Below are 25,622 nucleotides of genomic sequence, written 5' to 3' on the forward strand. Positions count from 1 at the left end.
CTTATTCCTCAACCATCGGTGGCTGTAATTTCGTTTCTGCTAGGTTTTTGGCTATTTTACCAATATTTCCTGCGCCTTGAACTAAAATTAAGTCGTTATCATCAAGAACTTGTGCCAGCATATGTGAAACTTGTTCAGGTTCTGCCACAAAAATAGGATCAACCTGCCCGCGACTGCGGATTGTACGGCATAATGAGCGACTATCAGCCCCCGGAACTGGCTTCTCACCCGCAGAATAAACTTCTAGCATTAGCAAGACATCTACCTGCCCCAGCACGTTTGCAAAATCATCGTATAAGTCACGAGTACGTGTATAACGATGAGGCTGGAAAACCATAACAATACGTTTATCTGGCCAGCCTGCGCGAGCAGCTTTAATGGTGGCATCCACTTCTGTTGGATGGTGACCATAGTCATCCACCAACATCACTTCGCCTTCTTTACCATTCACATTGCGCAGCGCATAGTTACCTAAGAAATCGAAACGACGACCTGTACCTTGGAATTCCACTAATGCAGACAGAATGTGTAAATCGTCGATGCCTTCTTCGGTTGCCACCGCAACAGCTGCCGTGGCATTGAGCGCATTGTGGCGACCAGGTGCATTCAACACAACGGTCAACTCTGGCATACCTTCACGAGCAATCGTGAAAAAGCCTTGATTCCCTTTTTGCTCGTACTTGGTGATACGAACATCCGCATCGTCACTAAAGCCGTAAGTGGTAATGTAACGACCGATTTTTGGTAATAATGAACGGATCACTGGGTCATCGATACACATCACTGCACGGCCATAGAATGGCAAGTTATGCAGAAAGTTGATGAAGGTATCTGTCAGGTTTTCAAAATTGCCCTGATAGGTATCCATGTGGTCAGCTTCAATGTTTGTCACAACCGCAACAAGTGGCTGTAAATGCAAGAATGAGGCATCACTTTCGTCCGCTTCTGCGATTAAATAACGACTACTACCTAAGCGCGCGTGTGTTCCCGCTGACTTAACTAATCCGCCATTCACAAATGTTGGGTCTAAACCTGCTTGAGCGTAGATCCCAGAAATCATTGCCGTTGTCGTTGTCTTACCGTGAGTGCCCGCCACTGCGATACCATGGCGGTAACGCATTAATTCAGCCAGCATTTCAGCACGGCGAATAACTGGGATACGTAGCTCTTTTGCAGCTTGAATTTCAGGATTCTCTGCAGAGATAGCCGTAGAAACCACTACCACACTCGCGTTTTCAACGTTTTCAGGACGATGATTAAAATAGATAGTGGCACCTAACTCAGTCAGTTGCTGAGTCACCGCGTTAGGTGCTAAATCTGAACCACTAATTTCATAACCTTCGTTAGCCAACACTTCAGCGATACCACCCATGCCAGCACCACCGATGCCGACAAAATGAATGTGCCGTACTCTACGCATTTCTGGCACTGATGTTCTTAATTTCGCTAACTGTTGTGTATTCACTGTATTTCGCTTCTCTATAAATTCTGTCTACATTCTATTTTGTATGGTCAGGCTACTTGCGAGATTTACGCTATTTCGCGACATCGCAAATAACCGCCGCAACACGTTCAGTTGCATCCGTGATGGCACAGCTATAGGCTTTATCTGCCATCGACAATAATTCGGTTCTATCCCACTTATTGAGTAACTCAACAACGGCTTCAGGTGTAAACTGCGGTTGTTCAATAATCTTCGCAGCCCCTGCTTGTTCTAAAGGCAGTGCATTCCAATACTGTTGGCGGTCTTTATGCTGGAAAGGAACAAAAATCGCGGGTAAACCTGCCGCGGCTATTTCACTAACAGTTAATGCACCTGAACGACAAACCACAATATCAGCCCATGCGTAAGCTTGCGCCATATCATCAATAAATTCAGTCACTTTAAACTCAGAATTGCCTGAATTTTGCAAACAATCATTATACAGTGCTTCTGTCGATTCCTTACTGCCTTTTCCAGCCTGATGCCAGATATTTAACTGTTTGCTCACATTTCCAGCAACTGCAGGCATGACTTGATTTAAAATTCGCGCCCCTTGGCTACCGCCTACAACCAATACGCGTATCGCGCCTTCACGGCCAGCTAAGCGCTCTTGCGGTGTAGGCAATGCCAATACATCTTCACGCACTGGGTTACCTACAACGGGTGCATCAGGGAATGCGCCGGGGAAAGCTTGTAAAACACGTTTAGCAATCTTTGATAACCATTTATTGGTTAATCCCGCGATCCCATTTTGTTCATGAAGAACAACAGGAACACCACATTGCCAAGCAGCGATACCACCGGGACCAGACACATAACCGCCCATACCAAGAACGGCATCGGGTTGATAGCGCTGAATAATGGTTTTCGCTTGACGAATGGCTTTATAGATACGCCAAGGCGCACCAATTAATGCGCCAATCCCTTTGCCTCTTAAACCCGAGATCTGAATAAACTCAATATCAATACCGTGTTTCGGTACTAAAGTGGCTTCCATGCGATCCGCGGTACCTAACCAGCGAATTTCCCAACCTTGAGCCTGCAAATAATGCGCCACAGCTAAGCCGGGAAATACGTGTCCCCCAGTTCCGCCTGCCATAACGAGTAATTTTTTTGCCTGACTCATTTGGAACTCCTTACAAACGCCTGAGCTTTCTCAAGTCGTGTTTCATAATCAATTCTAAGTAACACAGCGATCGCCGCTGACATTACTAATAAGCTCGATCCACCGTAACTGATTAACGGGAGTGTTAAACCTTTAGTTGGCAACATACCTGCCGCTGCCCCCACGTTAACCAATGCTTGGAAGGTAAACCAAATACCGATGGCACATGCGAGATATCCACCAAATAATTGGTTGGTCAGTAGCGCTCTACGCCCTACCATCATCGCTCTAAACGCCAGCATGAATACCATCAGTAACACCAGAACCACACCTACATAGCCCAACTCTTCAGCCAGTACGGAGAAAATAAAGTCAGTGTGTGCTTCCGGTAAATATTCTAATTTCTGTACTGAGTTGCCCAGACCTTGCCCAAGGAGCTCTCCTCGACCAAACGCCATCAAAGATTGCGTTAACTGATAGCCACTACCAAACGGGTCATCCCACGGGTTTAAGAAGGATGTCACGCGGCGTAAACGATACGGTTCAAAGACAATCAAAGCCAGCACGCCTACACCACAAGCCGCGATACCAATAATAAACGGCGCTAAACGCGCACCAGCTAAAAACAGCAACCCTAACGTAGTCACAACCAGTACAACCACCGTTCCTAAGTCTGGCTGCAACAGCAGCAATAACGCCATCATGATCAAAATACACATCGGTTTTACGAAGCCGAAAAACTTGGTGCGCACTTCATCTGACTTACGAACTAAATAGCTGGAAACATAGCAAAACAGCGCGAACTTCGAAATTTCTGCAGGCTGAATTTTCACAATACCGATATCAATCCAGCGTGATGCCCCATTGACGGAACTACCGGCAACCAACACCACTGCCAGCATGCCCAATGCGCCCATCAGCAAAATAAAACTGTATTTTTCCCATGTTGCCATCGAGACCCGCATTACCCCTAAAACCAGAAGGAATGCAACGACCAAATACACCACGTCACGTTTAGCAAAATAGAATGGGTCATCCGTTAATCGCTGTCCGACTGGCATCGATGCGGAGGTCACCATAATGAAGCCGATTGCCGCCAGACCGAATGCTAACCAAACCAATGTACGGTCGTAGAGCGTCGTGCCTGAAATCACGCCATTCTTTTCACCAATGATCCAGTTTTTTAAACGCAAAGCACCCGGTATGGTCATTAACCTAACTCCTTAGCGAGCTGAGCAAAAACATCACCTCGCTGCTCAAAACTTTTGAACTGATCTAAGCTGGCACATGCTGGAGATAGCAGCACCATGTCGCCAGATTTTAACAACGGCGCAATTTGGCGCATACTCTGTTCCATCGTATCGGTCAGTACGGATTTTTCTGGTGCGAGTTCCGCTAATTGCTGACCGTCACGACCAAAACAGTACAAACGGTAGTTATCCGCCGAAATGTATTCTTTGAGCGGAGAAAAATCGGCTGACTTGCCGTCCCCCCCCAGCAACAAGTAAATGTTGCCATCCACATGTAAACCATTGAGTGCAGCTTCTGTACTGCCCACATTGGTCGCTTTCGAATCATTGATCCAACGCACACCGCGATTGAAAAAGACCAACTGGAAGCGATGTACTAAACCGGCATACTCTTTTAAGACTTTAAGGCTAGCTTCACGAGGAATTGCCACGGTATCAGCTAAGGCTAATGCAGCCAGTGCATTCATATAGTTATGCTGCCCAGTCAGATGCATTTGTGCCACATCCACCACCACTTCACCTTGAGCAACTAAGACACGTTTTTGTGTATCAAAGTAGTAATCACCGCTATTTAAACCAAAACTGGTGTATTGGCTAACGCTCTGGCCATGTGGAAGTGTTAGCGGGTCTTGCCCGTTCACAATGCAGTGTTGCGCATTATCATAAATATGCAATTTTGCTGCGCGATATTGCTCAAGCCCCAATGGATAGCGATCCATATGATCTTCAGTTACATTCAACACGGTCGCAGCCGCTGCTCGTAGGCTAGACGTGGTTTCCAATTGGAAGCTAGACAGTTCCAACACAAACAGGCTATGCCCTTGATTAAGCAACGCAAGTGCAGGAATACCAATATTCCCGCCCACGCCGACGGAAATACCAGCCGCTTTCGCCATTTCCCCCACAAGGGACGTTACCGTGCTTTTACCATTAGAACCTGTGATTGCGACGATTGGCGCATCTGCCTCACGGCAAAACAGCTCGATATCACCCACAATCTCAATACCGTTACTTGCAGCTTCCTGTAACTGTGGCGTTGCCAACGCAACGCCTGGGCTAGCTACAATCAGATCGGCTTGTTGCAACCATTCATTATTTAAGCTGCCGCTATGGCAAGCAACATTCTCAGGCAGTTTATCAACACCAGGTGGCACAGCGCGGGTATCCATCACGCGAGGAACAACCCCACGAGCAAGGAAAAAGTCAACGCAGGAAAGCCCAGTTAAACCTAAGCCGATAATCACTACGTTTTTCCCCTGATACTGCTGAGCCTGTGAACCAATCATCTTAACGCACCTTCAATGTTGCTAGTCCAATCAGAACTAACATAAGAGAGATAATCCAGAAACGCACGATAACGCGTGGTTCTGGCCAACCTTTCAATTCATAGTGATGGTGAATTGGTGCCATACGGAAAATTCGTTGACCACGTAATTTGAAGGAGCCAACTTGTAAAATCACCGACAGTGTTTCAACCACAAACACACCGCCCATGATGACTAATAAGAATTCTTGGCGCAGTAAAACAGCGATAGTTCCTAATGCTCCACCTAATGCCAGAGAGCCTACATCACCCATAAACACTTGTGCTGGGTAGGTGTTGAACCATAAGAAGCCTAAACCTGCCCCAACAATCGCCGTACACACAATCACTAATTCCCCCGCATGTGGTAAGAATGGGATGTGTAAGTAGCTAGCGAAGTTGACGTTACCCGTTGCCCATGCCACTAAAGCAAAACCTGCGGCAACAAACACGGTTGGCATAATTGCTAAACCATCTAAGCCATCCGTTAAGTTAACGGCGTTACTGGTTCCAACGATAACGAAGTAAGCCAGTAAAATGTACAGCACGCCTAATTGCGGCATCACATCTTTAAAGAATGGCACAACCAGCTGAGTCGCTGGCGTATCTTTACCAATAGTGTACATAGAGAATGCAACGATTAGCGCCAGCGCTGATTGCCAGAAGTATTTCCAACGTGCGATAAGGCCACGGGTATCTTTTCGAACGACTTTGAGGTAATCATCCGCAAAGCCCACAAGACCGTAGCCGACTAAAACGAGGAGAACACACCACACATACGGGTTATCTAAACGCGCCCACAATAAAACGGATACGCTAATAGAGAACAGGATTAAAATCCCCCCCATTGTTGGGGTACCGCGTTTACTAAAGTGTGACTCAGGGCCTGCATCACGGACAACTTGACCAATTTGCATTTTTTGCAGGTAGGCAATCAGGCGTGGCCCCATCCACAGAGCAATACCCAATGCTGTCAGCAAACCGACAATGGCTCTGAACGTCAAATAGGAAAAGACGTTAAAAGCAGAAAATTTATGAACCAATAACTCGGCTAACCAGACTAACATTCGAAGCACTCCTTCAATGCATTCACGACATCTTCCATCGCGGAGCTGCGTGAACCTTTAACTAAAATAGAAACAACATCATTCTGCTGTGCTAGCGGAATTAGTCGGGTTAGTAAATCTTGTTTTGCTGTAAAATGCTCGCCACGTTCGCTAGATTGGCTAATAACTTCACTTAACTGTCCAACACTGAGCACTTTATCTAAACCCACTTGCTTCGCGGCTAAACCAACACGTTCATGACACTCATGGGCATAATCACCAAGCTCCCCCATGTCACCGACAACTAAAATGCGATAGCCCGGCATTTTCGCCAGCACATTAATCGCCGCAATCATCGAACCATCATTGGCATTATAGGTATCGTCCAGTACGACTTTCGTCTCACTTAAACTCACTGGGAATAAACGCCCCGGTACCGCTTTCGTAGTGGCTATACCTTGTTTGATATCTTCTAAGGTTGCACCAACAGAGATGGCTAATGCACTTGCCGCTAAAACGTTGGCAATGTTATGCACACCCGGTAATGGCAATGTGATCTCAACCTGCCCTACTGGCGTATGCAGTGTGAAATCCGTTGTAAGCTGCTTGATTTGAATATCTGAAGGGTAGAAATCTGCTTTTTCAGTCAGCGAATAATACCAAACGGTTTGACGAGGGTTAAATTGCCACTTATCAGAGTAGCTGTCTAAGTTCACAATCGCCGTGCCTTCTTCTGGCAGACCTTGGTAGATTTCACCTTTGGCTTTCGCAACACCTTCTGGGGAGCCAAAACCAGCAAGATGCGCACCAAATAAGTTATTCACTAATGCAGTTTCTGGCTTAACAATATTGGTGGTGTATTCAATTTCATGTGGGTGATTCGCCCCCATTTCTACCACGGCAAATTGGTATTCATCCGTTAAACGGAACAGTGTCAATGGAACACCAATGTCATTATTCAAGTTGCCTGCGGTATACAATGTTTTTCCGCGTTGCGCCAGGATCGAGGCAGTCATCTCTTTCACGGATGTTTTGCCGGAAGAGCCGGTCAACCCGACCACTCTCGCTTTAGACTGTTGGCGAACCCAAGCGGCGATTTGCCCCATCGCAATACGCGTATCTTCAACAATCACCTGAGGGCAGTTCACATCCAGTTGATGGTCAACTAACAGTGCTGCGGCACCCGCATCAACCACTTGAACGGCAAAGTTATGGGCATCAAAACGCTCGCCTTTTAAGGCAATAAACAGGCAGCTAGCATCAATTTTACGGCTATCGGTACTCACGTTTAATAACGCTAATTCGTTATTGCTCGCTTTTTCAATGCGACCGTGAGTGATTTGAGCCAGTTGGGTTAAGGTCATCGGGATCATGCCATCACCCCCAACAATCTTGCGACAGTCAAGCGGTCTGAATAATCTAAACGGCGAGAACCAATAATTTGATAATCTTCATGACCTTTACCTGCCACTAAAATCACATCATCGGGTTGTGCTTGTAAGATAGTGCTAGTGACGGCTTCTGGGCGTCCTGGGATCGCGAATACACGGCTAGAATCCAAAATACCCGCCATGATGTCGTTGATAATATCCAGCGGATCTTCGCTGCGAGGGTTATCGTCGGTGATCACGACTTTATCAGCGTATTGTTCAGCAGAAGCACCCATCAGAGGACGCTTACCTTTGTCTCTATCACCGCCACAACCAAAGACACACCACAGCTTGCCTTTACAATGCAAACGCGCTGCCGCTAACGCTTTTTCTAATGCGTCAGGGGTATGAGCATAATCCACAACCACGGTTGGCTTGCCCGCAACGCTGAACACTTCCATACGACCACAGACTGGCATTAACGCGCCGGTTGTCGCTAAAAGCTGCTCTAATGGGTAATCCATCATTAATAGTGTCGCCATCGCCAGCAATAAGTTGCTTACGTTAAACGCCCCCATTAATGGGCTTTCAAATGAACCTTCACCCCAGCTTGACGTGAAATGAATAGTTGCGCCTTTATCGTGATAATCCACGTCAGTGGCTTTTAACCATGGACCTTGCCAGTTAGCCGGAATACGATTTTCCATCGTCACGGCACAAGCTTGTGGTAAACGTTGTAACCATTTCAGCCCAACTTCATCATCCGCATTAATAATTTGAGTTTTGGTTTGATGAGTCGAGAACAGTAACCATTTAGCGGCTTCGTAATTAGCCATATCACCATGATAATCAAGGTGGTCACGGCTTAAGTTAGTGAATACTGCCGCATCAAATTGTAAAGCAGCAACACGACCTTGAACCAAGCCATGAGAAGACACTTCCATCGCCGTCAACGTCGCTTTTTTATTCAGTAGTTGAGTCAGTTCTAATTGGATATCAACGGCTGAGCCCGTGGTGTTCTCACTTGGAGAAACTTGTCCCAGTAGCCCATTACCTACCGTTCCCATCACTGCCGATGTTTCGCCTAATCCTTTTGCCCATTGTGCAATTAATTGCGTCGTGGTGGTCTTACCGTTGGTCCCCGTCACACCCACTAATTTCATTTGGGATGAAGGTTGATGGTAGAACTCACCCGCTAATGCGGATAAACGGTTGTTTAAGTCGTTAAGATAAATGACAGGTACACCATGAATAAAGCGAATTTCGCCTTCTTCGGCTTCGCCTTGCGCTTCTGCGATAACCGCAGAAACGCCTTGCGCGATAGCTTGAGGAATATAGTGTCTACCATCTGACTGATGGCCTTTTACAGCAATGAACAGATCGCCCGCGGCAGCCTTTCGACTGTCTAGCGTCATCTCTCGTAAAGAGACATTTGTTGTACTCACACCAAATGGGGCGAGGAGTTCACAAAGATTACGATCTGCCACTTTTAACCTCTTTTTGACTGTTCACGATTTCACTTTTATCGTCTGTTTGCAATGCATCTGGCTCAACGTTCATGAGACGTAAAACCCCGCCCATGATAGAACCAAAGATAGGTGCAGATACTGCACCTCCGTAGTACTTACCGGCTTTTGGATCGTTGATTAACACAACGAGGGCATAGCGCGGGTTGCTTGCGGGTGCAACCCCTGCGGTATAAGCGATATATTCGTTGATATAGCGCCCTTCAGGTCCGACTTTTTTCGCGGTACCTGTTTTAATTGCAATACGATAGCCTTTAATTGCGGCACGTGTTCCCCCTCCGCCTGGCAGAGCAACACTCTCCATCATATGCACAACGGTGCGCATTATCGGCTCAGGAAACACTCGCGTCCCCGGAACAGGCGGGTCGACTTTAGTAATCGATAACGGGCGATATATCCCGAAACTACCGATCGTTGCATAGGCACGCGCAAGTTGTAATGGCGTCACCATCTGCCCGTACCCAAAAGAAAAGGTGGCCCTTTCTAAATCAGACCACCGTGTTTTTTTACTTGGAAAGATGCCACTACTTTCCCCGACTAACCCCAGATTAGTCGGCTTGCCAAACCCAAAGCGGTTATACACGTCCACCAGCTCTGTGGCAGGCATCGCTAACGCTAATTTTGAAACACCAACGTTACTCGACTTCTGTAAAATACCCGTAATGGATAACTCTGCGTAACGCGCAACGTCTTTGATTTCATGACCATTAACACGATACGGATAGGTATTTAATACGGTATTTTCTTTCACAATTTTGTTTTGTAGTGCACTCATCACCACAAGCGGCTTCACGGTAGAACCCGGTTCAAAAATATCCGTGATAGCACGGTTACGCATGAAATCCATCGGCGTACCCGCAAGATTATTTGGGTTATAGGATGGACTGTTTGCCATCGCTAAGATTTCCCCAGTATTCACATCCACCAGGATTGCCACACCGGACTCAGCTTTGTTCTCTTGAACGCCTTTCGTCAGCTCGCGATACACAATGGATTGAATACGCTCATCGATACTGAGCATCAAGTTATGTGCTGCTTGGCTATCGACGGAAGAAACGGTCTCAATAACACGTCCATTACGATCTTTACGTACGGTACGTTCACCCGGAGAGCCTTTTAACCAACGGTTAAAGCTTTTTTCTACCCCTTCAATACCTTCACCATCGATATTCGTTACGCCTAATAAGTGAGCAGTAACTGGACCTGATGGGTAATATCGGCGAGATTCTTTACGTAAATAGATCCCCGGAACTTTTAGTTTGCGGACATATTCACCGATGGAGGGATTAACTTGACGAGCGAGGTAAACAAAGCGCCCTTTCGGGTTAGCAGAAATTTTGGTAGTGATTTGTTCAAGAGGAATATCTAATGCATCGGCGAGTGCTTTCCAGTGTTCATCGTTACTGACGCCGCCTTTTTCAAAGACCTCTTTAGGATCAGCCCAGATAGCGTTGACCGGAACACTGACCGCTAATTGGCGGCCTTCACGGTCACTGATCATCCCTCGAGCTATTGATACTTCTTGAACACGCAGGGAGCGCATGTCTCCCTCTTTAACGAGTTTCTCTGGGGCAATAATTTGTAGGTACGCAACGCGAGTCAACAACCCTGCTAATGCTAGTCCAATACATCCACACAACAAAACAAAACGCCAGCGAACAAAGCTGGTGACTTCTTCTGTTTTCTTGTTCTTAGCGGGTTTGGTTGCTTTCATTCTTAACCTTCGTTATTGCTTAGAAACAATAATATTTTCTTGGGATGGCTCCACATGAACCATTTGTAATTTCTCAACAGATAAACGCTCAACACGGCTGTGACTGGCTAACGCATTCTCCTCAAGGATCAAGTTTCGCCATTCGATATCGAGAAAATCTTTCTCTTCATACAGCTTATCTTTGGCGGCAGTCAGCAGTCGTGTTTCATGAGCGGTAGTCACCACAAACACAGCGCTAATCACTATCGCGGCTAGCAAAATCATCGGAATAACTCCGTAACGAAATAAATCGCGACCGATAACTCTGGCTAAACTGTGTCTTTCTGGTGTCATTACTCTACCGCTCTCTCTGCAAAACGTAACACCGAGCTACGTGCTCGTGGGTTTTCGTCAACTTCAATCTCGGAAGGCTTCATTTTGCCTAGTGCGCGTAATTTAGCAGCACCTAGCGCTTTGATTTGTGCCTCTGTCAGCGGAATTCCCGCAGGAACAGAAGGTCCGGTACTGTTTTGACGAATAAAGCGTTTTACTAATCTGTCTTCCAATGAATGGAAGCTGATCACGGATAAACGCCCTTCAGGCGCTAACACCGACATCGCACCATTTAATGCTTTTTCAATCTCTTCCAGCTCGCTATTGATATAAATACGAATCGCTTGGAAGCTGCGGGTTGCTGGGTGCTTGTGTCTGTCTTTAATCGGACTGACTTTGGCAATCAGCTCCGCCAAGTGGCGCGTACGCGTTAGCGGCTCTTCTTCTGGATTATGGTTACGCTCAACAATGGCTCTTGCGATGCGCTTTGCAAAACGCTCTTCACCAAATGTTTTTAATACCCATGCAATATCATCCGCTTCTGCCGTCATCAGCCATTGCTGCGCTGATTGACCACGAGTTGGATCCATACGCATATCCAGTGGCCCATCACGCATAAATGAGAACCCACGTTCTGGGTCATCTAACTGCGGTGAAGAGACGCCAAGATCCAGTAACACACCATCAATCTTGCCTACTAAGCCTTCTTCTTCCACATAATCTGCAATTGCTGAAAATGGGCCATGCTTAATCATAAAACGTGGGTCATCAATCCCTTGAGCGGCTTTAATTGCCTCTGGATCACGGTCAATGGCAATCAAGCGACCTTGCTCCCCAAGTTGGCTTAAAATCAAGCGAGAGTGCCCGCCACGACCAAATGTGCCATCAATATAGATACCATTAGGTTTAATATTTAAGCCATTCACTGCTTCATCGAGCAGTACTGTTACGTGTTTAAATTGCTGCTGTGTCATTGTTATAGTGACAAATCCTGTAGACGGGCGGACAGCGGTTCGTCGGCTAGACGCTCAGCAGCGATGTCATTTTCCACCTGCTGGTACCACATCTGTTCATCCCAAATTTCAAATTTATTTATTTGGCCCACCAACATGACCTCTTTTGTTAGCCCTGCGTGTTGACGCAGCGTGCTAGCTAGCAAAAGACGTCCTGCATTGTCTATCTGACATTCACTGGCATGACCAAGTAAAAGGCGCTGTACTCGACGTTCTGCGGGGTTCATGGTGGATAACTTAGACAGTTTTTCCTCAATGATTTCCCATTCGGGTAAGGTATAAAGCAGTAGGCATGGCTGGTGAAGGTCAATGGTACACACCATTTGCCCTTTCGATTCCTCGCTCAGCATTCCTCGATAACGAGTAGGCACGGTTAGCCGCCCTTTGCTGTCGAGATTAACCAGTGTAGCCCCACGAAACATACCTGATTTTTCCCCTTTAATTCCAACTGCCCCACTTTACCCCACAATTCTCCACTTATAAAGTTTACGAATGGTATGAAAACGTTGTCAAGCCAGCCGCACGTAGCTTTAGCTTTATTTACAGAACGTTTTAGAAAAGAAAAAGTTGGAAAAAATCTTACTTGGAAAGAAAAAGAGAAATAACGAGTTGATATAATTCACTTATTTTATAAAACGCAGGTAAAACATATTTAGATCCATTTCATTGCTGCAAAATCATACAAATTTGAGTAAATGATATATACGTCTCATTTTTAATCAGTTTATTTCGTGTCTATTTTTTACCTTTTGATCATCGTTTATTGATGAACATTTAAACAAAACTACCAAATAATACGTATTTCAATATAAAATCATTATATTTCAACACATTAGATAACTGTTTTAATTCACAGTATTATTTTACTCATAATAATTTGCTCATTGTATTTATCGGTTTTTTACGGGTTAAAAAAAATTAATTTGTCAAAAAACCAAACAATGCAAAATAATCAAAAAAAGTATTAGGAAAACTCCTAAAGTGAAATATTTACAGGATGACGCAATAAAAAATCGCAATCGCCCATTAATTTCACCAAAAAAAAGCCCCTAATAGATAGGGGCGGATATATTACTAAGAATCTTGGTTAACATCACTAACTATTAAACTGGTTTTTTCACTAAGTGGATAAGGTTTATCCACTACTCTTTGCGACCTAAACTACCACGGCGACATAAGTCCCTGCGAATTCGACGAATTCCAGTTTCTGGCTTCAGTTTCTCGTCTAGGCTGGCTAATACCAATTCTAAAATACGCTCCGCGATATCACGGTGGCGCTGAGCAAGAGACAGCACAGGACAACCGAGGAAATCCAGTAATTCATTATCACCAAAGGTGCTGATAACCATGTTTTCAGGTAAACGGCCATTGCGCTTCAATGCCACATCCAACACGCCTTGGAGCAAAGAAAATGACGTTGTAAATAGCGCATCCGGCATCGCGTTACCGCTATCTAGCCAATGGGAGAAAACGTCTGCTGCGGCATCACGCTCATAACTATTGGCGTAGAGATAATTGACTTCGCGAGAGTCCCCTTCCCACGCTTTACGGAAACCTTGTTCACGTAAATAGCTAACAGAAAGTTCAGGTAATGCCCCGAGATACAAGACCGATTCAGCTGAGAATTTGCGTAATTCTTTAGAGATCATCAGAGCATCTTCTTGGTCATCACCCACCACGCTAATGAAATGCTCTTTTTCTAATGCTCTATCCAGCGCGATGATAGGCAGTGAACGGTTCGCCCAGCGCTGATAAAACGGGTGTTCTGGAGGTAATGCGGTAGACACAATAATCGCGTCAACTTGGCGCTGAAGTAAATGTTCAACACAACGAATTTCGTTGTCAGGTTGGTCTTCTGAACACGCAATTAAAAGCTGATATCCGCGCTGACGAGCTTGTCGCTCAAGATAATTGGCGATACGGGTATAGCTAGTATTTTCAAGATCAGGGATCACCAACCCGATTGAGCGAGTGCGACCTGCGCGTAACCCTGCAGCGACTGCGTTTGGATGGTAATTGTGCTCTCTGACGACTGCCATCACTTTTTCTACAGTTTTATCGCTGACTCGATACTGCTTGGCCTTGCCGTTGATCACATAACTAGCCGTTGTGCGGGAAACACCCGCTAGACGGGCTATCTCATCCAGTTTCACGTTAACCTCTTTGCAATTTGGGAAACAGCCCCGAGTCATTCGGGGCCTTAATCCGCTCTATTCTACCTGCGGCGGATAAATTTTTCATCGCATAATTTTATCGCCACGAGAAACACCAACGATCCCTGAGCGTGCAACTTCAACAATTTCAGCAACGCCACGTACAGCTTCAAGGAATGCATCCAGTTTATCGCTTGTTCCTGCGAGCTGAACGGTGTACAGCGTTGGCGTCACATCCACAATTTGCCCACGAAAAATATCGGCACTTCGCTTAATTTCATCGCGCCCATAACCAGAAGCTTGCAGCTTCACTAACATGATTTCACGCTCGATATGGGCTGACGCGGTCAGCTCACTGACTCGCAGCACATCCACCAACTTATGTAGCTGTTTTTCAATCTGCTCTAGTACTTTGGCATCCCCTTTTGTCTGGATGGTCATCCGTGACAATGTCGGATCGTCAGTCGGTGCTACGGTCAAGCTTTCGATGTTATAACCACGCTGTGAAAAAAGCCCAATCACGCGAGATAGTGCCCCTGATTCATTTTCTAATAACACTGATAAGATACGACGCATGATCAAGTCCTCTCCGTTTTACTTAACCACATTTCATCCATTGCTCCACCACGGATCTGCATTGGGTAAACATGCTCAGTTTCATCAATATTAATATCTACAAACACCAGACGCTGGTTTTCATTCACTTCGACTAGCGCTTGTTTCAGCTTATCTTCCAGTTCATCTGGGGACGCAATCGAAATACCTATATGTCCATACGCTTCGGCTAGTTTTGTAAAATTCGGCAATGACTGCATATAGGATTGCGAGTGACGACCTTGATAAATCATATCTTGCCACTGTTTTACCATGCCTAAGAAACCATTATTCAGATTCAGAACCAACACGGGTAAACCATATTGCAGCGCAGTTGAAAGCTCTTGAATGTTCATCTGAATACTACCGTCGCCAGTCACACACACAACCGTGGATTTAGGGTGCGCTAACTTAACGCCTAAAGCAGCCGGCAAACCAAAGCCCATGGTGCCTAAGCCCCCGGAGTTGATCCAATGGCGTGGTTTATCAAACGGATAATAAAGCGCGGCGAACATTTGGTGCTGCCCCACATCTGACGTCACATAGGCTTCACCGTTGGTTAAGCGGTAAATAGCCTCAATGGCTTGTTGTGGCTTCACTTTGTTTGGATTTAATGCGTATTTTAGACACTGTTTTTCGCGCCAAACACCGATTTCCTTCCACCACGTTAGCAGTGCCGCTGTATCTTGCTCGGCAGCCGCATGATCCAGTTGAGCAATCATCTGTTCTAACGTGAGCTTGGCATCGCCAACAATGGGAATATCCGCTTTGACTGTTTTTGAAATTGAGGTTGGATCCACATCAATTTGGATCACCGTCGCATTCGGGCAATATTTTTCCAGATTATTGGTGGTACGGTCGTCAAAGCGAACACCAACTGCAAAAATCACATCAGAATGATGCATCACTTTGTTGGCTTCGTAAGTACCATGCATGCCCAGCATACCCACCGATTGTTGGTGGGTTTCGGGGAATGCGCCTAGCCCCATCAATGTTGATACCACTGGCAATTGAAGTTTTTCAGCTAACGTCATTAGCTCAGCAGAGCAATTGGCATTGATAGCGCCGCCACCGATATACATTACTGGCTTCTTCGCGGCGACTAATTTGGTCAGCGCTTTCTTAATTTGACCTTTGTGCCCTTGTAAGGTTGGATTATATGAGCGCAATGAGACAGATTCAGGGTAGCGATAAGGGAATTTAGCGGCCGGATTCACCGTATCTTTTGGAAAGTCGATCACCACAGGCCCTGGGCGTCCGCTCGCCGCAATATAAAACGCTTTTTTGATGGTTTCAGGGATCTCTTTCGCGTGTTTGATGAGAAAACTATGCTTTACGATTGGACGCGAAATCCCCACCATATCGCACTCTTGGAATGCATCGTTCCCAATCAGTGAGCTGGCGACCTGCCCCGATAAGACCACCATGGGTACGGAGTCCATATACGCGGTAGCAATACCTGTTATCGCGTTGGTTGCGCCGGGTCCTGACGTTACTAACACCACGCCGACATCCCCTGTTGAGCGCGCATAGCCATCTGCCATATGCACCGCAGCTTGTTCGTGGCGAACCAAAATATGCTCTACGCCACCCACGGTATGCAGTGCATCATAAATATCGAGAACTGCGCCCCCCGGATAGCCAAATACGTGTTTAACTCCTTGGTCAATCAATGACTTGACGACCATTTCTGCTCCCGACAACATCTCCATGAGTTTGCCCTCAGACTATTTGCAAGTTAACAGAGAGCCGAACGACCCTCTTTAATTTTTATTAAGTTAGTCATAAATTCAGCTATTAACATATCCCTACCATTTGTGGGACGCAAATTTGATTTCGCAGAGAAATTAAGGAAGATTTCATTTTGTCTTAAACATGAAAATTCGGCAGATTCATTGACTAGTTTTCAATCAAAATAGAGCGGAAATAACTAAAAGATAAGCAAAAATAGTGGCAACGCGATTTTACATAAATTGCAGGTAAAACAAAGCCCTTCAGGGATAAACACTGAAGGGCTTAGAAAACATGATTAAATATCGAATTACTCTTGATACATGGATTCAATTTCTAATCGGTAGCGCTCTGAAATAATTTTACGGCGTAATTTCAGCGTAGGCGTTAATTCACCTTTCTCCATTGAGAAGTTGCTTGGTAACAGTGTAAAACGCTTCACTTGATGGAAGTTTTCCAGATTTTTTTGTAGCTCTTTGAGACGACCTTCAAACAACGCAACAATTTTAGAATCTTTTAACAGTTCCAAACGATCACGGTATTTTAAGTTAATTGAATTGGCATACTCTTCAAGGCTGTCATAGCAAGGCACAATCAGCGCAGAGACAAATTTGCGCGCATCGGCAATGACGGCGATGTGCTCAATGAAACGGTCTTGGCCTAAAACACCTTCGATAACTTGTGGCGCAATATATTTCCCGTTAGACGTTTTCATTAAATCTTTCAGTCTATCTGTAATATATAAGTTGCCTTGCTCATCGATTTTTCCGGCATCCCCTGTACGTAACCAGCCATCAGCAGTGAATGTATCAATCGTTTCTTGCGGGCGATTATAGTAGCCTTTCATAACCACTGGGCCTTTGACTTGGATCTCGTCGTTTGCTCCAATGCGCACAGAAATGGCAGAAAGAGGCGTACCAATAGAGCCTAATGGGTATTTATTCGCTTCCCAACACGAAACTGTCGCGCAGGTTTCACTCATTCCATAGCCATATTTAATATCCACACCCGCAGATAAGAAAAACGCTATCACATCATCATCGAGACGCGCCCCTGCCGCTGGCATAAAACGAATACGCCCTCCAAGCCCTTGGCGAATTTTGCTCAGAACCAGTTTATCTGCCAACGCATATAAGCGGTTGTTGATAAATGAAAGCGATTTCCCCTTAGCCATCGCTTTCACTTTTTGTTTCCCTATCGCAATCGCCCATTTGAAAATCGCACGACGCATGAAAGGCGCTTGAGATACTTTACTTTGTACTGCGCTGTAAACTTTCTCATAGAAACGTGGCACAGCACACATCACCGTTGGCTTAACATCAGCAAGTGCCTCTTTCACCAAATTGGTATTGGTTAAATAGACATTACGCGCGCCACTGTGCATGACATAAAAACTCCATGCACGCTCAAAAACATGGGAAAGCGGTAGAAAACATAGTGAAACATCGCCTTCGGACAGTTCTAAACGGTTGTCATGAAGATAAAGCTGGGCTGCCATATTGTAGTAATCCAGCATCACCCCTTTCGGTTCACCCGTGGTGCCCGAGGTATAAATAATAGTGAATAGGTCACTTAGATTTTGAGCTGCAATTCGCACATCTAACTCAGCTTGATAATGAGGCTGAGCGAGGGACATAAATGTCGATAAGTGCATACTATTAGCCACTTGACCATCTAGTTCGACATTATCGTCTAATGTAATGATAGTCGTAAGTTGTGGGCAAAGAGCCAATAATTGACAAGCAACTTGGTATTGTTCTTGAGCACCAACAAAGAGGATCTTAATGTTAGCGTCATTAATGATATAGGCGGCTTGATCGATACTGCTTGTGGCATAGAGAGGCACCGTCACGGCTTTGATTTGTAATACCGCGATATCGACCAGAGACCAGTTCATACTATTATGAGCAAAAAGCCCAATATTCTCTTGCGGGGCAACATTCATCGCCAAAAGCTGACGGGCAATCGCGGTAGTTTTAGTATCGACTTCCGCCCAAGTCAGTTCTGATTGATGTCCGTTGTCCCATTGACTGAAAGCTATCCGATCCGCTGACTCGCTCGCGTCCATTCTGGAACGTATGCGGTTAACAATATGATATGGATATAGATTTTCAGTAATCAAAGTGTATTCCCTATAGGTCATTAGAATTTTAAGTCATTCGGCAAACTCACAAACAACCTAATCTGATACTTTTTATTATTTTCAGCTTACATCTGTTAGCTGAATATTCGGAGTGTATAGCGGAAAGATAAACGAGGAAAGGAATAAAGTGTAAATTTTTTGCAAATGCTACAGACACAACAAAACTCGCCACTCTTTTCATCATGGCGAGTTAGTATTCAGGGGAATAAGCTAATGTTAGCTTAGAATGAATTAAATCAATTTAGCTTACAACTGTTCTATCATTTGGCAAAACTGCGCTTTCATCCATTGATGGCCTTTATCTCGCGCCGTCGATTCATGCCACGTTAAATAACATGGGCGAGAATTATCTTCCCAAGGCAGTGATAAGGTACGTAGTTGCAGTTGACTTGCATGATGTTCCACTAACCATTTAGGTGCGATCGCCACTAAATCTGTTTGTGCCACAATATTCAATACACTATTTAAGTCAGTTCCTTGATAACTGACAGTGTGTGATAGTTCCGTATTATGGTAATACAGTTTGCTAAATGATCCGATATTATCCATTGCCATAATAGCGTGTCTTTCATTCACTAATATTTCTTGATTAATGGTATTTTCAATTCTTGGATGGTGACTAGCCACAACTAAAACCAATTCATCATTAAATAAAACCTGATGTTGATACTCGGGTTTTTCGAATTGATTATAACCCAAGAAAAAATCTATCTCTTGGTATTTTAATTGATGCGCTATGTTATTCCCTAAAAAAGAATGAATAAAAACTTGAATATTTGGCGACGCAACTTTAAATTTATCAACAATTGCTGCTGCTAAGCGAATATCTAATGGAGAGCAAATAGATAAGTTAAATGCTCTTTCGCTTTGCTTAGGATCAAACCCTGCGCCCGGTAATTCATTATGCACCAATTGAAGCGCTTGCCTTACTGGCCCAAATAATTGTTTAGCGCGCGAAGTAGGTTGAATACCACGCCCATAACGAACAAATAATTCGTCATTGAACATGGATTTTAAACGAGATACCGCGTTACTTACTGCTGGCTGAGACATACCGAGAACTTGCGCTGCACGGGTGACATTTTGCATTTGCATCACAACATCAAAAACAGTTAATAAGTTCAAATCAACATTACGCAGATGAATATCGCTACTTTCTTTTTTTGCTGTTGAGATCGTATCAAAATCAGTCATTTTTAACTCCACTAAATATATTTATCATTTTTAATTAATGAACATAATCCATCAAAGCAATGTTGACGAAAAATATAAAATCATTAAATATTATTTTTAAAACAACTTATACATGATAAGTTATTTCGCTTTCCCTGCATTTATTAAAACGACGCTTCTATTCTTTTTGCCCATAAATTAGAATCGAGGTATAGATATCATCATAAAATGCAAATATTCATCAGTGTAATGGGTGCGTGTAACTTATTAAAGCCAGCATCATTCCGATAAAAATAATAAAACAAATTCAAGAATAAATCATAATAAATCTCTTCTATAAACGCGCTTGAATCCCATTATCAGATTAATTTTTAATTATTTATTTATTAGATAATTAACCTTATTTGAAGCATAACCCCAATCAATACCAGTGAGGATTCTTATCTAACCTCTGCATAGTTTCACTACATAAACATAATAAAAATCATTATGTTATAAAAACATCATTACACCATTAATTTTTAGGCGAAATTTTAACCTGCTTTTAACCGCATAATATAGCCAAAAACATCATAAAAATTACAAATATCAGACGCAAACTCTAATAACCAATAACAACTCGCTTTCGAGCATTTAGCGCTCAAAAAATTAAGTTTGACATCATTATTGAAATCACGTATCAATAAATGCAGATTATTTGAAATTAAAAGAGAGACAGTTAACTATGACATTTTCTATCCGCCTACTAAGCCTACTACTACTCGCAGCCAATTTGCGCGGTATGCTTATGGATGGAAAGTAAAACAAATACTGTCCACAAACATAAAGAAGCCCGCGCAACCAGCGGGTTTTTTTATGCCTGCGGCTAGATGGGAATGGAATCGAACAAACAGAATTAAAAACAACAAAATTTAGTCTATGAGGAACGCATTATGAGCAACCAAGTTATCATCTTCGATACGACCTTACGTGATGGCGAGCAAGCCTTGCAGGCCAGCTTATCAGTTAGAGAAAAATTACAAATTGCTTTCGCGTTAGAACGCTTAGGTGTCGATGTTATTGAAGCTGGGTTCCCTGTCTCATCCCCAGGTGATTTTGAGTCTGTTCAAACTATCGCCCGTGAAATCAAAAATAGCCGTATCTGCGCATTAGCACGCTGTGTTGAAAATGATATTGATGTGGCGGCTGAATCCTTGAAAGTGGCTGAAGCATTCCGTATTCATGTTTTCTTAGCGACATCCAATTTGCATATGCAAAAAAAGTTAAACAAAACGTTTGATGGTGTCATGGATATGGCGATTAACTCTATTAAACGCGCACGTCGTTATACCGATGATGTGGAATTTTCGTGTGAAGATGCGGGCCGTACTGATATTGATAACTTATGCCGCATTGTCGAAGCGGCCATCGGTGCAGGCGCAACCACCATTAATATCCCAGACACCGTCGGCTACACTACCCCATATCAATTCGGTGGCATTATCTCTTCTTTATATGAGCGCGTGCCTAACATTGATAAAGCCATCATCTCTGTTCATTGCCATGATGACTTAGGTATGTCAGTCGCTAACTCCATCAGCGCCGTTCAAGCCGGTGCTCGCCAAGTGGAAGGTACCATTAATGGATTAGGCGAACGTGCAGGAAATACCGCGTTAGAAGAAGTGATTATGGCGATTAAATTACGTGAACAGATGTTAGGTGTGCACACCAATATCAATCACAAAGAAATTTACCGCACTAGCCAGTTAGTCAGCCAATTATGCAATACCCCTATTCCTGCTAATAAAGCGGTTGTAGGCAGCAACGCATTCGCGCATTCATCAGGGATCCACCAAGATGGCGTGTTAAAGAATCGCGAAACTTACGAGATTATGACCCCTGAATCCATCGGCTTGAAAGAGCAGCAATTAAACTTAACGTCCCGTTCAGGCCGTGCTGCCGTTAAACATCGCATGGAAGAGATGGGCTATAGCGAAGGTAAAGATTTCAACTTAGATGAGCTGTATACCGCATTCTTGAACTTAGCGGATAAAAAAGGGCAAGTCTTTGATTATGATTTAGAAGCGTTAGCCTTCTTCGCGAAACAACAAGACGAAACTGACCATTTTGTCATGGATTACTTTAGCACACAGTCAGGTTCAAGCATTGTTGCCACTGCTACCGTCAAAATGCAGTGTGGTGACACAGAAAAATCAGAAGCGGCAACCGGAAATGGTCCTGTTGATGCTATCTATCAAGCCATTAGTAAAATCACCAACTACCCAATGAAATTGGTTTCTTACCAATTATCCGCAAAAGGCCAGGGTGAAAATGCCTTAGGGCAAGTGGATATCGTCGCTGAATGTTTTGGCCGTCGTTTCCACGGTATGGGATTAGCAACGGATATCGTTGAGTCATCCGCAAAAGCTATGGTGCACGTATTAAATAGTATTTGGCGTGCAGAACAAGTCGAAAAAGAAAAACAAAAAATCTCTGACCAAGAGTCACAAATTAATACAAAGGAAGCGGTGTAAACATGTCTACGAATTTTAATGTTGCGGTATTAGCGGGCGATGGAATCGGCCCAGAAGTGATGGCTCAAGCTCACAAAGTATTGAACGCTATTAGCAAGCGCTTTGCTATCACGATTTCAACCAAAGAATATGATGTGGGCGGCGCTGCCATTGATAATCACGGGGAGCCATTACCGCAAACGACGGTCAAAGGTTGTGAAGAGGCTGATGCCGTATTATTCGGCTCAGTCGGCGGTCCAAAATGGGAACATTTACCACCAGACAGCCAGCCTGAACGCGGCGCATTATTACCATTACGTAAACATTTTAAATTATTCAGCAACTTACGCCCTGCTCGTTTATACCAAGCATTAGAAGCATTTTGCCCATTACGCGCAGATATTGCTGCTCAAGGGTTTGATATTTTATGCGTCCGTGAATTAACCGGCGGGATCTACTTTGGTCAGCCAAAAGGACGTAAAGGCGAAGGCGCTGAAGAATATGCTTTCGATACCGAAGTTTATCACCGCTACGAAATTGAACGTATTGCACGTATTGCTTTCGAGTCTGCTCGTAAACGTAGCCATAAAGTGACTTCAATTGATAAAGCTAACGTTTTACAAAGCTCCGTATTATGGCGCGAAGTGGTTAATCAAATTGCCAAAGAGTACCCAGACGTTGAAGTTAATCATATGTATATTGATAACGCAGCGATGCAGATGATCAAAGCCCCTTCTCAGTTTGATGTGGTACTGTGCTCGAACTTATTCGGTGACATTATTTCCGATGAGTGCGCCATGATCACAGGATCAATGGGTATGCTGCCTTCCGCCAGCTTAAATGCTGATGGCTTTGGTTTGTACGAGCCTGCTGGCGGTTCCGCACCAGATATTGCAGGCAAAAATATTGCCAACCCAATCGCACAAATTTTGTCGGCATCCATGTTATTGCGCTTTAGTTTAAATCAAACGGAAGCGGCGGATGCCATCGAAAGAGCGGTGAATAAAGCATTAGAAAATGGCTATCGCACTGCGGATTTAGCGGGCAATGGTCAATCAATCAGTACCAGTGAAATGGGTGATATTATCGCCCGTTATATTGAAGAAGGGGTTTAACATGTCGAAGACTTTATACCAAAAATTATATGACGCTCACGTTGTCCGTGAAGTTGAAAACGAAATCCCTTTAATTTATATCGATCGCCATCTGGTGCATGAAGTGACTTCACCGCAAGCGTTTGATGGTTTAAGAACCAAAAATCGCCCGTTGCATCAACCAAGCAAAACATTTGCCACCATGGATCATAACGTGTCAACGCAGACTAAAGACATCAATGCCTGCGGCGATATGGCGCGAATTCAAATGCAAGAGTTGATGAAAAACTGCGAAGAATTCGGCGTGACTTTATATGATTTAAACCACCCATATCAAGGTATTGTCCATGTGATGGGGCCAGAGCAAGGCATCACTTTACCGGGTACAACCATCGTTTGTGGTGACTCTCATACTGCCACTCACGGCGCATTCGGCGCATTAGCCTTTGGGATTGGGACGTCCGAAGTTGAACACGTCATGGCGACTCAAACTTTAAAACAAGCGCGAGCCAAAACCATGAAAATTGAAGTGGTTGGTAAAGCACCTGCAGGGATCACCGCAAAAGATATCGTATTAGCCATCATTGGTACGACGGGTAGCGCAGGCGGAACGGGCTACATTGTCGAATTCTGCGGTGACGCGATTGAAGATTTGAGTATGGAAGGTCGCATGACCGTCTGTAATATGGCGATTGAATTAGGGGCTAAAGCGGGCATTATCGCCCCCGATGAAACCACCTTTAATTACATGAAAGGTCGCCAATTTGCACCGAAAGGCCAAGATTGGGATGATGCAGTCGCGTATTGGAAAACCTTAAAAACCGATGATGATGCGAAGTTTGACAAAGTCATCACCATCCAAGCCGAAACTATTGCACCGCAAGTCACTTGGGGAACCAACCCGGGGCAAGTGATTGCGATTAACCAGCCGATCCCTGCACCAGAATCTTTTGCTGACCCCGTCGAACGTGCTTCTGCGGAAAAAGCCTTGGCGTATATGGGATTGGAATCAGGTATTAAATTATCTGACGTGAAGATTGATAAAGTGTTTATTGGCTCTTGCACTAACTCACGCATTGAAGATTTACGCGCTGCGGCTGCCATTGCCAAAGGGAAAAAAGTCGCGTCTGGCGTACAAGCCATTGTGGTACCGGGTTCCGGCCCTGTCAAAGCCCAAGCTGAGCAAGAAGGTTTGGATAAAATCTTTATGGATGCAGGCTTCGAATGGCGCTTACCGGGCTGTTCAATGTGCTTAGCGATGAATAACGACCGTTTGAATCCGGGTGAACGCTGCGCATCCACCAGCAACCGTAACTTTGAAGGTCGTCAAGGTCGTGCGGGTCGTACCCACTTAGTCAGCCCTGCAATGGCTGCTGCCGCAGCGATTAACGGCCATTTTGCTGATGTTCGTGACATTCAAATCTAAAGGAGAAAACCATGGATAAGTTTATTAAGCATGTTGGGATTGTTGTCCCTTTAGATGCCGCAAACGTCGACACCGATGCCATTATTCCAAAACAATTTTTGCAGAAAGTCACACGCACAGGCTTTGGTCAGCACTTATTTAATGACTGGCGTTTTTTAGATGATAAAGGTCAGCAACCTAATCCTGATTTTGTCTTGAACAAACCTGTATTTAAAGGCGCTAGCATTCTGTTAGCCCGTGAAAATTTTGGTTGCGGTTCATCTCGCGAGCACGCGCCGTGGGCATTGACCGACTTCGGTATCCAAGTGGTTATTGCCCCAAGTTTCGCCGATATTTTTTACGGTAACTCGTTTAATAACCAATTGCTGCCAATTAAATTAAGCGAGCAGCAAGTAGATGAGATGTTCAACTATGTGAACAGCCACGAAGGTTGCCAGTTTACCGTCGATTTAGACGCGCAAACCGTCACCGCCGGCGATAAAGTGTATACTTTTGAGATTGACAGCTTCCGCCGTCATTGCATGATGAATGGCTTAGACAGCATCGGTTTGACACTACAGCACGTCGACCAAATCAAGGATTACGAGCAAAAGCTCCCCGCCTTTATGAATTAATCCCCAGCCCACTTCGGTGGGCTTTTTCTTGCCCATAAAAGTAGAACTCAATTCCTATAAACAACACCTATCAATAAACC

20 protein-coding genes are annotated in these 25,622 nt (G+C 44.5%); 4 read left to right on the forward strand and 16 right to left on the reverse strand.

Annotated elements, in window-relative coordinates; translation table 11 throughout:
* Nucleotide 1 precedes the first annotated feature (1 nt).
* The 16 genes from murC to leuO form a co-directional block, all read right to left on the reverse strand.
* Entirely contained in the window at nucleotides 2–1,420 is a 1,419-nt protein-coding gene (gene murC / locus LDO73_RS12660) for a UDP-N-acetylmuramate--L-alanine ligase (RefSeq protein WP_154602698.1), read from the reverse strand.
* Nucleotides 1,421–1,535: 115 nt separating this feature from the next.
* On the reverse strand, nucleotides 1,536–2,609 hold the full coding sequence (murG, locus tag LDO73_RS12665; RefSeq protein WP_224058245.1) for an undecaprenyldiphospho-muramoylpentapeptide beta-N-acetylglucosaminyltransferase: 1,074 nt from the start codon (nucleotides 2,607–2,609) through the stop codon (nucleotides 1,536–1,538).
* On the reverse strand, nucleotides 2,606–3,799 hold the full coding sequence (gene ftsW / locus LDO73_RS12670) for a cell division protein FtsW (RefSeq protein ID WP_224058246.1): 1,194 nt from the start codon (nucleotides 3,797–3,799) through the stop codon (nucleotides 2,606–2,608). Before ftsW ends, murG begins: the two co-directional genes overlap by 4 nt.
* On the reverse strand, nucleotides 3,799–5,124 hold the full coding sequence (gene murD / locus LDO73_RS12675) for a UDP-N-acetylmuramoyl-L-alanine--D-glutamate ligase (protein ID WP_224058247.1): 1,326 nt from the start codon (nucleotides 5,122–5,124) through the stop codon (nucleotides 3,799–3,801). The genes ftsW and murD overlap by 1 nt, the downstream gene beginning before the upstream one ends.
* Nucleotide 5,125: 1 nt before the next feature.
* Nucleotides 5,126–6,208, reverse strand: a complete 1,083-nt coding sequence (mraY, locus tag LDO73_RS12680; RefSeq protein WP_224058248.1) for a phospho-N-acetylmuramoyl-pentapeptide-transferase — start codon at nucleotides 6,206–6,208, stop codon at nucleotides 5,126–5,128.
* Complete coding sequence (gene murF, locus LDO73_RS12685) at nucleotides 6,202–7,560, reverse strand: UDP-N-acetylmuramoyl-tripeptide--D-alanyl-D-alanine ligase (RefSeq protein ID WP_224058249.1); 1,359 nt, start codon at nucleotides 7,558–7,560, stop codon at nucleotides 6,202–6,204. The genes mraY and murF overlap by 7 nt, the downstream gene beginning before the upstream one ends.
* A complete protein-coding gene (gene murE, locus LDO73_RS12690) occupies nucleotides 7,557–9,044 on the reverse strand; it encodes a UDP-N-acetylmuramoyl-L-alanyl-D-glutamate--2,6-diaminopimelate ligase (protein WP_224058251.1) in 1,488 nt (495 codons plus the stop codon). Before murE ends, murF begins: the two co-directional genes overlap by 4 nt.
* Nucleotides 9,031–10,797 carry a peptidoglycan glycosyltransferase FtsI gene (gene ftsI / locus LDO73_RS12695; protein WP_224058253.1) on the reverse strand — a complete coding sequence of 589 codons (1,767 nt, stop codon included), beginning with the start codon at nucleotides 10,795–10,797 and terminating at the stop codon, nucleotides 9,031–9,033. Before ftsI ends, murE begins: the two co-directional genes overlap by 14 nt.
* A gap of 12 nt (nucleotides 10,798–10,809) precedes the next feature.
* Nucleotides 10,810–11,130, reverse strand: coding sequence for a cell division protein FtsL (gene ftsL / locus LDO73_RS12700; protein WP_224058255.1), 321 nt, complete (start codon nucleotides 11,128–11,130; stop codon nucleotides 10,810–10,812).
* Complete coding sequence (gene rsmH, locus LDO73_RS12705; RefSeq protein ID WP_224058256.1) at nucleotides 11,130–12,083, reverse strand: 16S rRNA (cytosine(1402)-N(4))-methyltransferase RsmH; 954 nt, start codon at nucleotides 12,081–12,083, stop codon at nucleotides 11,130–11,132. Before rsmH ends, ftsL begins: the two co-directional genes overlap by 1 nt.
* 2 nt (nucleotides 12,084–12,085) lie before the next feature.
* Nucleotides 12,086–12,544 (reverse strand): division/cell wall cluster transcriptional repressor MraZ, encoded by a 459-nt coding sequence (gene mraZ, locus LDO73_RS12710; RefSeq protein ID WP_036951207.1) that lies wholly within the window; start codon nucleotides 12,542–12,544, stop codon nucleotides 12,086–12,088.
* Between the two features lie 720 nt (nucleotides 12,545–13,264).
* Nucleotides 13,265–14,275, reverse strand: coding sequence for a catabolite repressor/activator (gene cra, locus LDO73_RS12715; protein WP_224058257.1), 1,011 nt, complete (start codon nucleotides 14,273–14,275; stop codon nucleotides 13,265–13,267).
* Between the two features lie 84 nt (nucleotides 14,276–14,359).
* Complete coding sequence (gene ilvN / locus LDO73_RS12720) at nucleotides 14,360–14,851, reverse strand: acetolactate synthase small subunit (RefSeq protein WP_036951209.1); 492 nt, start codon at nucleotides 14,849–14,851, stop codon at nucleotides 14,360–14,362.
* A gap of 2 nt (nucleotides 14,852–14,853) precedes the next feature.
* A complete protein-coding gene (ilvI, locus tag LDO73_RS12725; RefSeq protein WP_224058258.1) occupies nucleotides 14,854–16,581 on the reverse strand; it encodes an acetolactate synthase 3 large subunit in 1,728 nt (575 codons plus the stop codon).
* A gap of 329 nt (nucleotides 16,582–16,910) precedes the next feature.
* Nucleotides 16,911–18,668, reverse strand: coding sequence for an AMP-dependent synthetase/ligase (locus LDO73_RS12730; protein WP_224058259.1), 1,758 nt, complete (start codon nucleotides 18,666–18,668; stop codon nucleotides 16,911–16,913).
* 321 nt (nucleotides 18,669–18,989) lie between these two features.
* Complete coding sequence (gene leuO / locus LDO73_RS12735) at nucleotides 18,990–19,937, reverse strand: transcriptional regulator LeuO (RefSeq protein WP_224058260.1); 948 nt, start codon at nucleotides 19,935–19,937, stop codon at nucleotides 18,990–18,992.
* 911 nt (nucleotides 19,938–20,848) lie between these two features.
* Between leuO and leuA the strand changes: the two genes are divergently transcribed.
* The 4 genes from leuA to leuD are packed head-to-tail and all read left to right on the forward strand — an operon-like array spanning nucleotide 20,849 to nucleotide 25,542.
* A complete protein-coding gene (gene leuA / locus LDO73_RS12740; RefSeq protein ID WP_224058261.1) occupies nucleotides 20,849–22,429 on the forward strand; it encodes a 2-isopropylmalate synthase in 1,581 nt (526 codons plus the stop codon).
* 2 nt (nucleotides 22,430–22,431) lie between these two features.
* Nucleotides 22,432–23,523 carry a 3-isopropylmalate dehydrogenase gene (gene leuB, locus LDO73_RS12745; protein WP_224058262.1) on the forward strand — a complete coding sequence of 364 codons (1,092 nt, stop codon included), beginning with the start codon at nucleotides 22,432–22,434 and terminating at the stop codon, nucleotides 23,521–23,523.
* Between the two features lies 1 nt (nucleotide 23,524).
* Complete coding sequence (gene leuC / locus LDO73_RS12750; protein WP_224058264.1) at nucleotides 23,525–24,928, forward strand: 3-isopropylmalate dehydratase large subunit; 1,404 nt, start codon at nucleotides 23,525–23,527, stop codon at nucleotides 24,926–24,928.
* 11 nt (nucleotides 24,929–24,939) lie between these two features.
* Nucleotides 24,940–25,542, forward strand: coding sequence for a 3-isopropylmalate dehydratase small subunit (leuD, locus tag LDO73_RS12755; RefSeq protein WP_224058265.1), 603 nt, complete (start codon nucleotides 24,940–24,942; stop codon nucleotides 25,540–25,542).
* Nucleotides 25,543–25,622: the final 80 nt, after the last annotated feature.

This window comes from Providencia alcalifaciens, from assembly GCF_915403165.1.
GTDB classification, from domain to species: Bacteria; Pseudomonadota; Gammaproteobacteria; order Enterobacterales; family Enterobacteriaceae; genus Providencia; species Providencia alcalifaciens_C.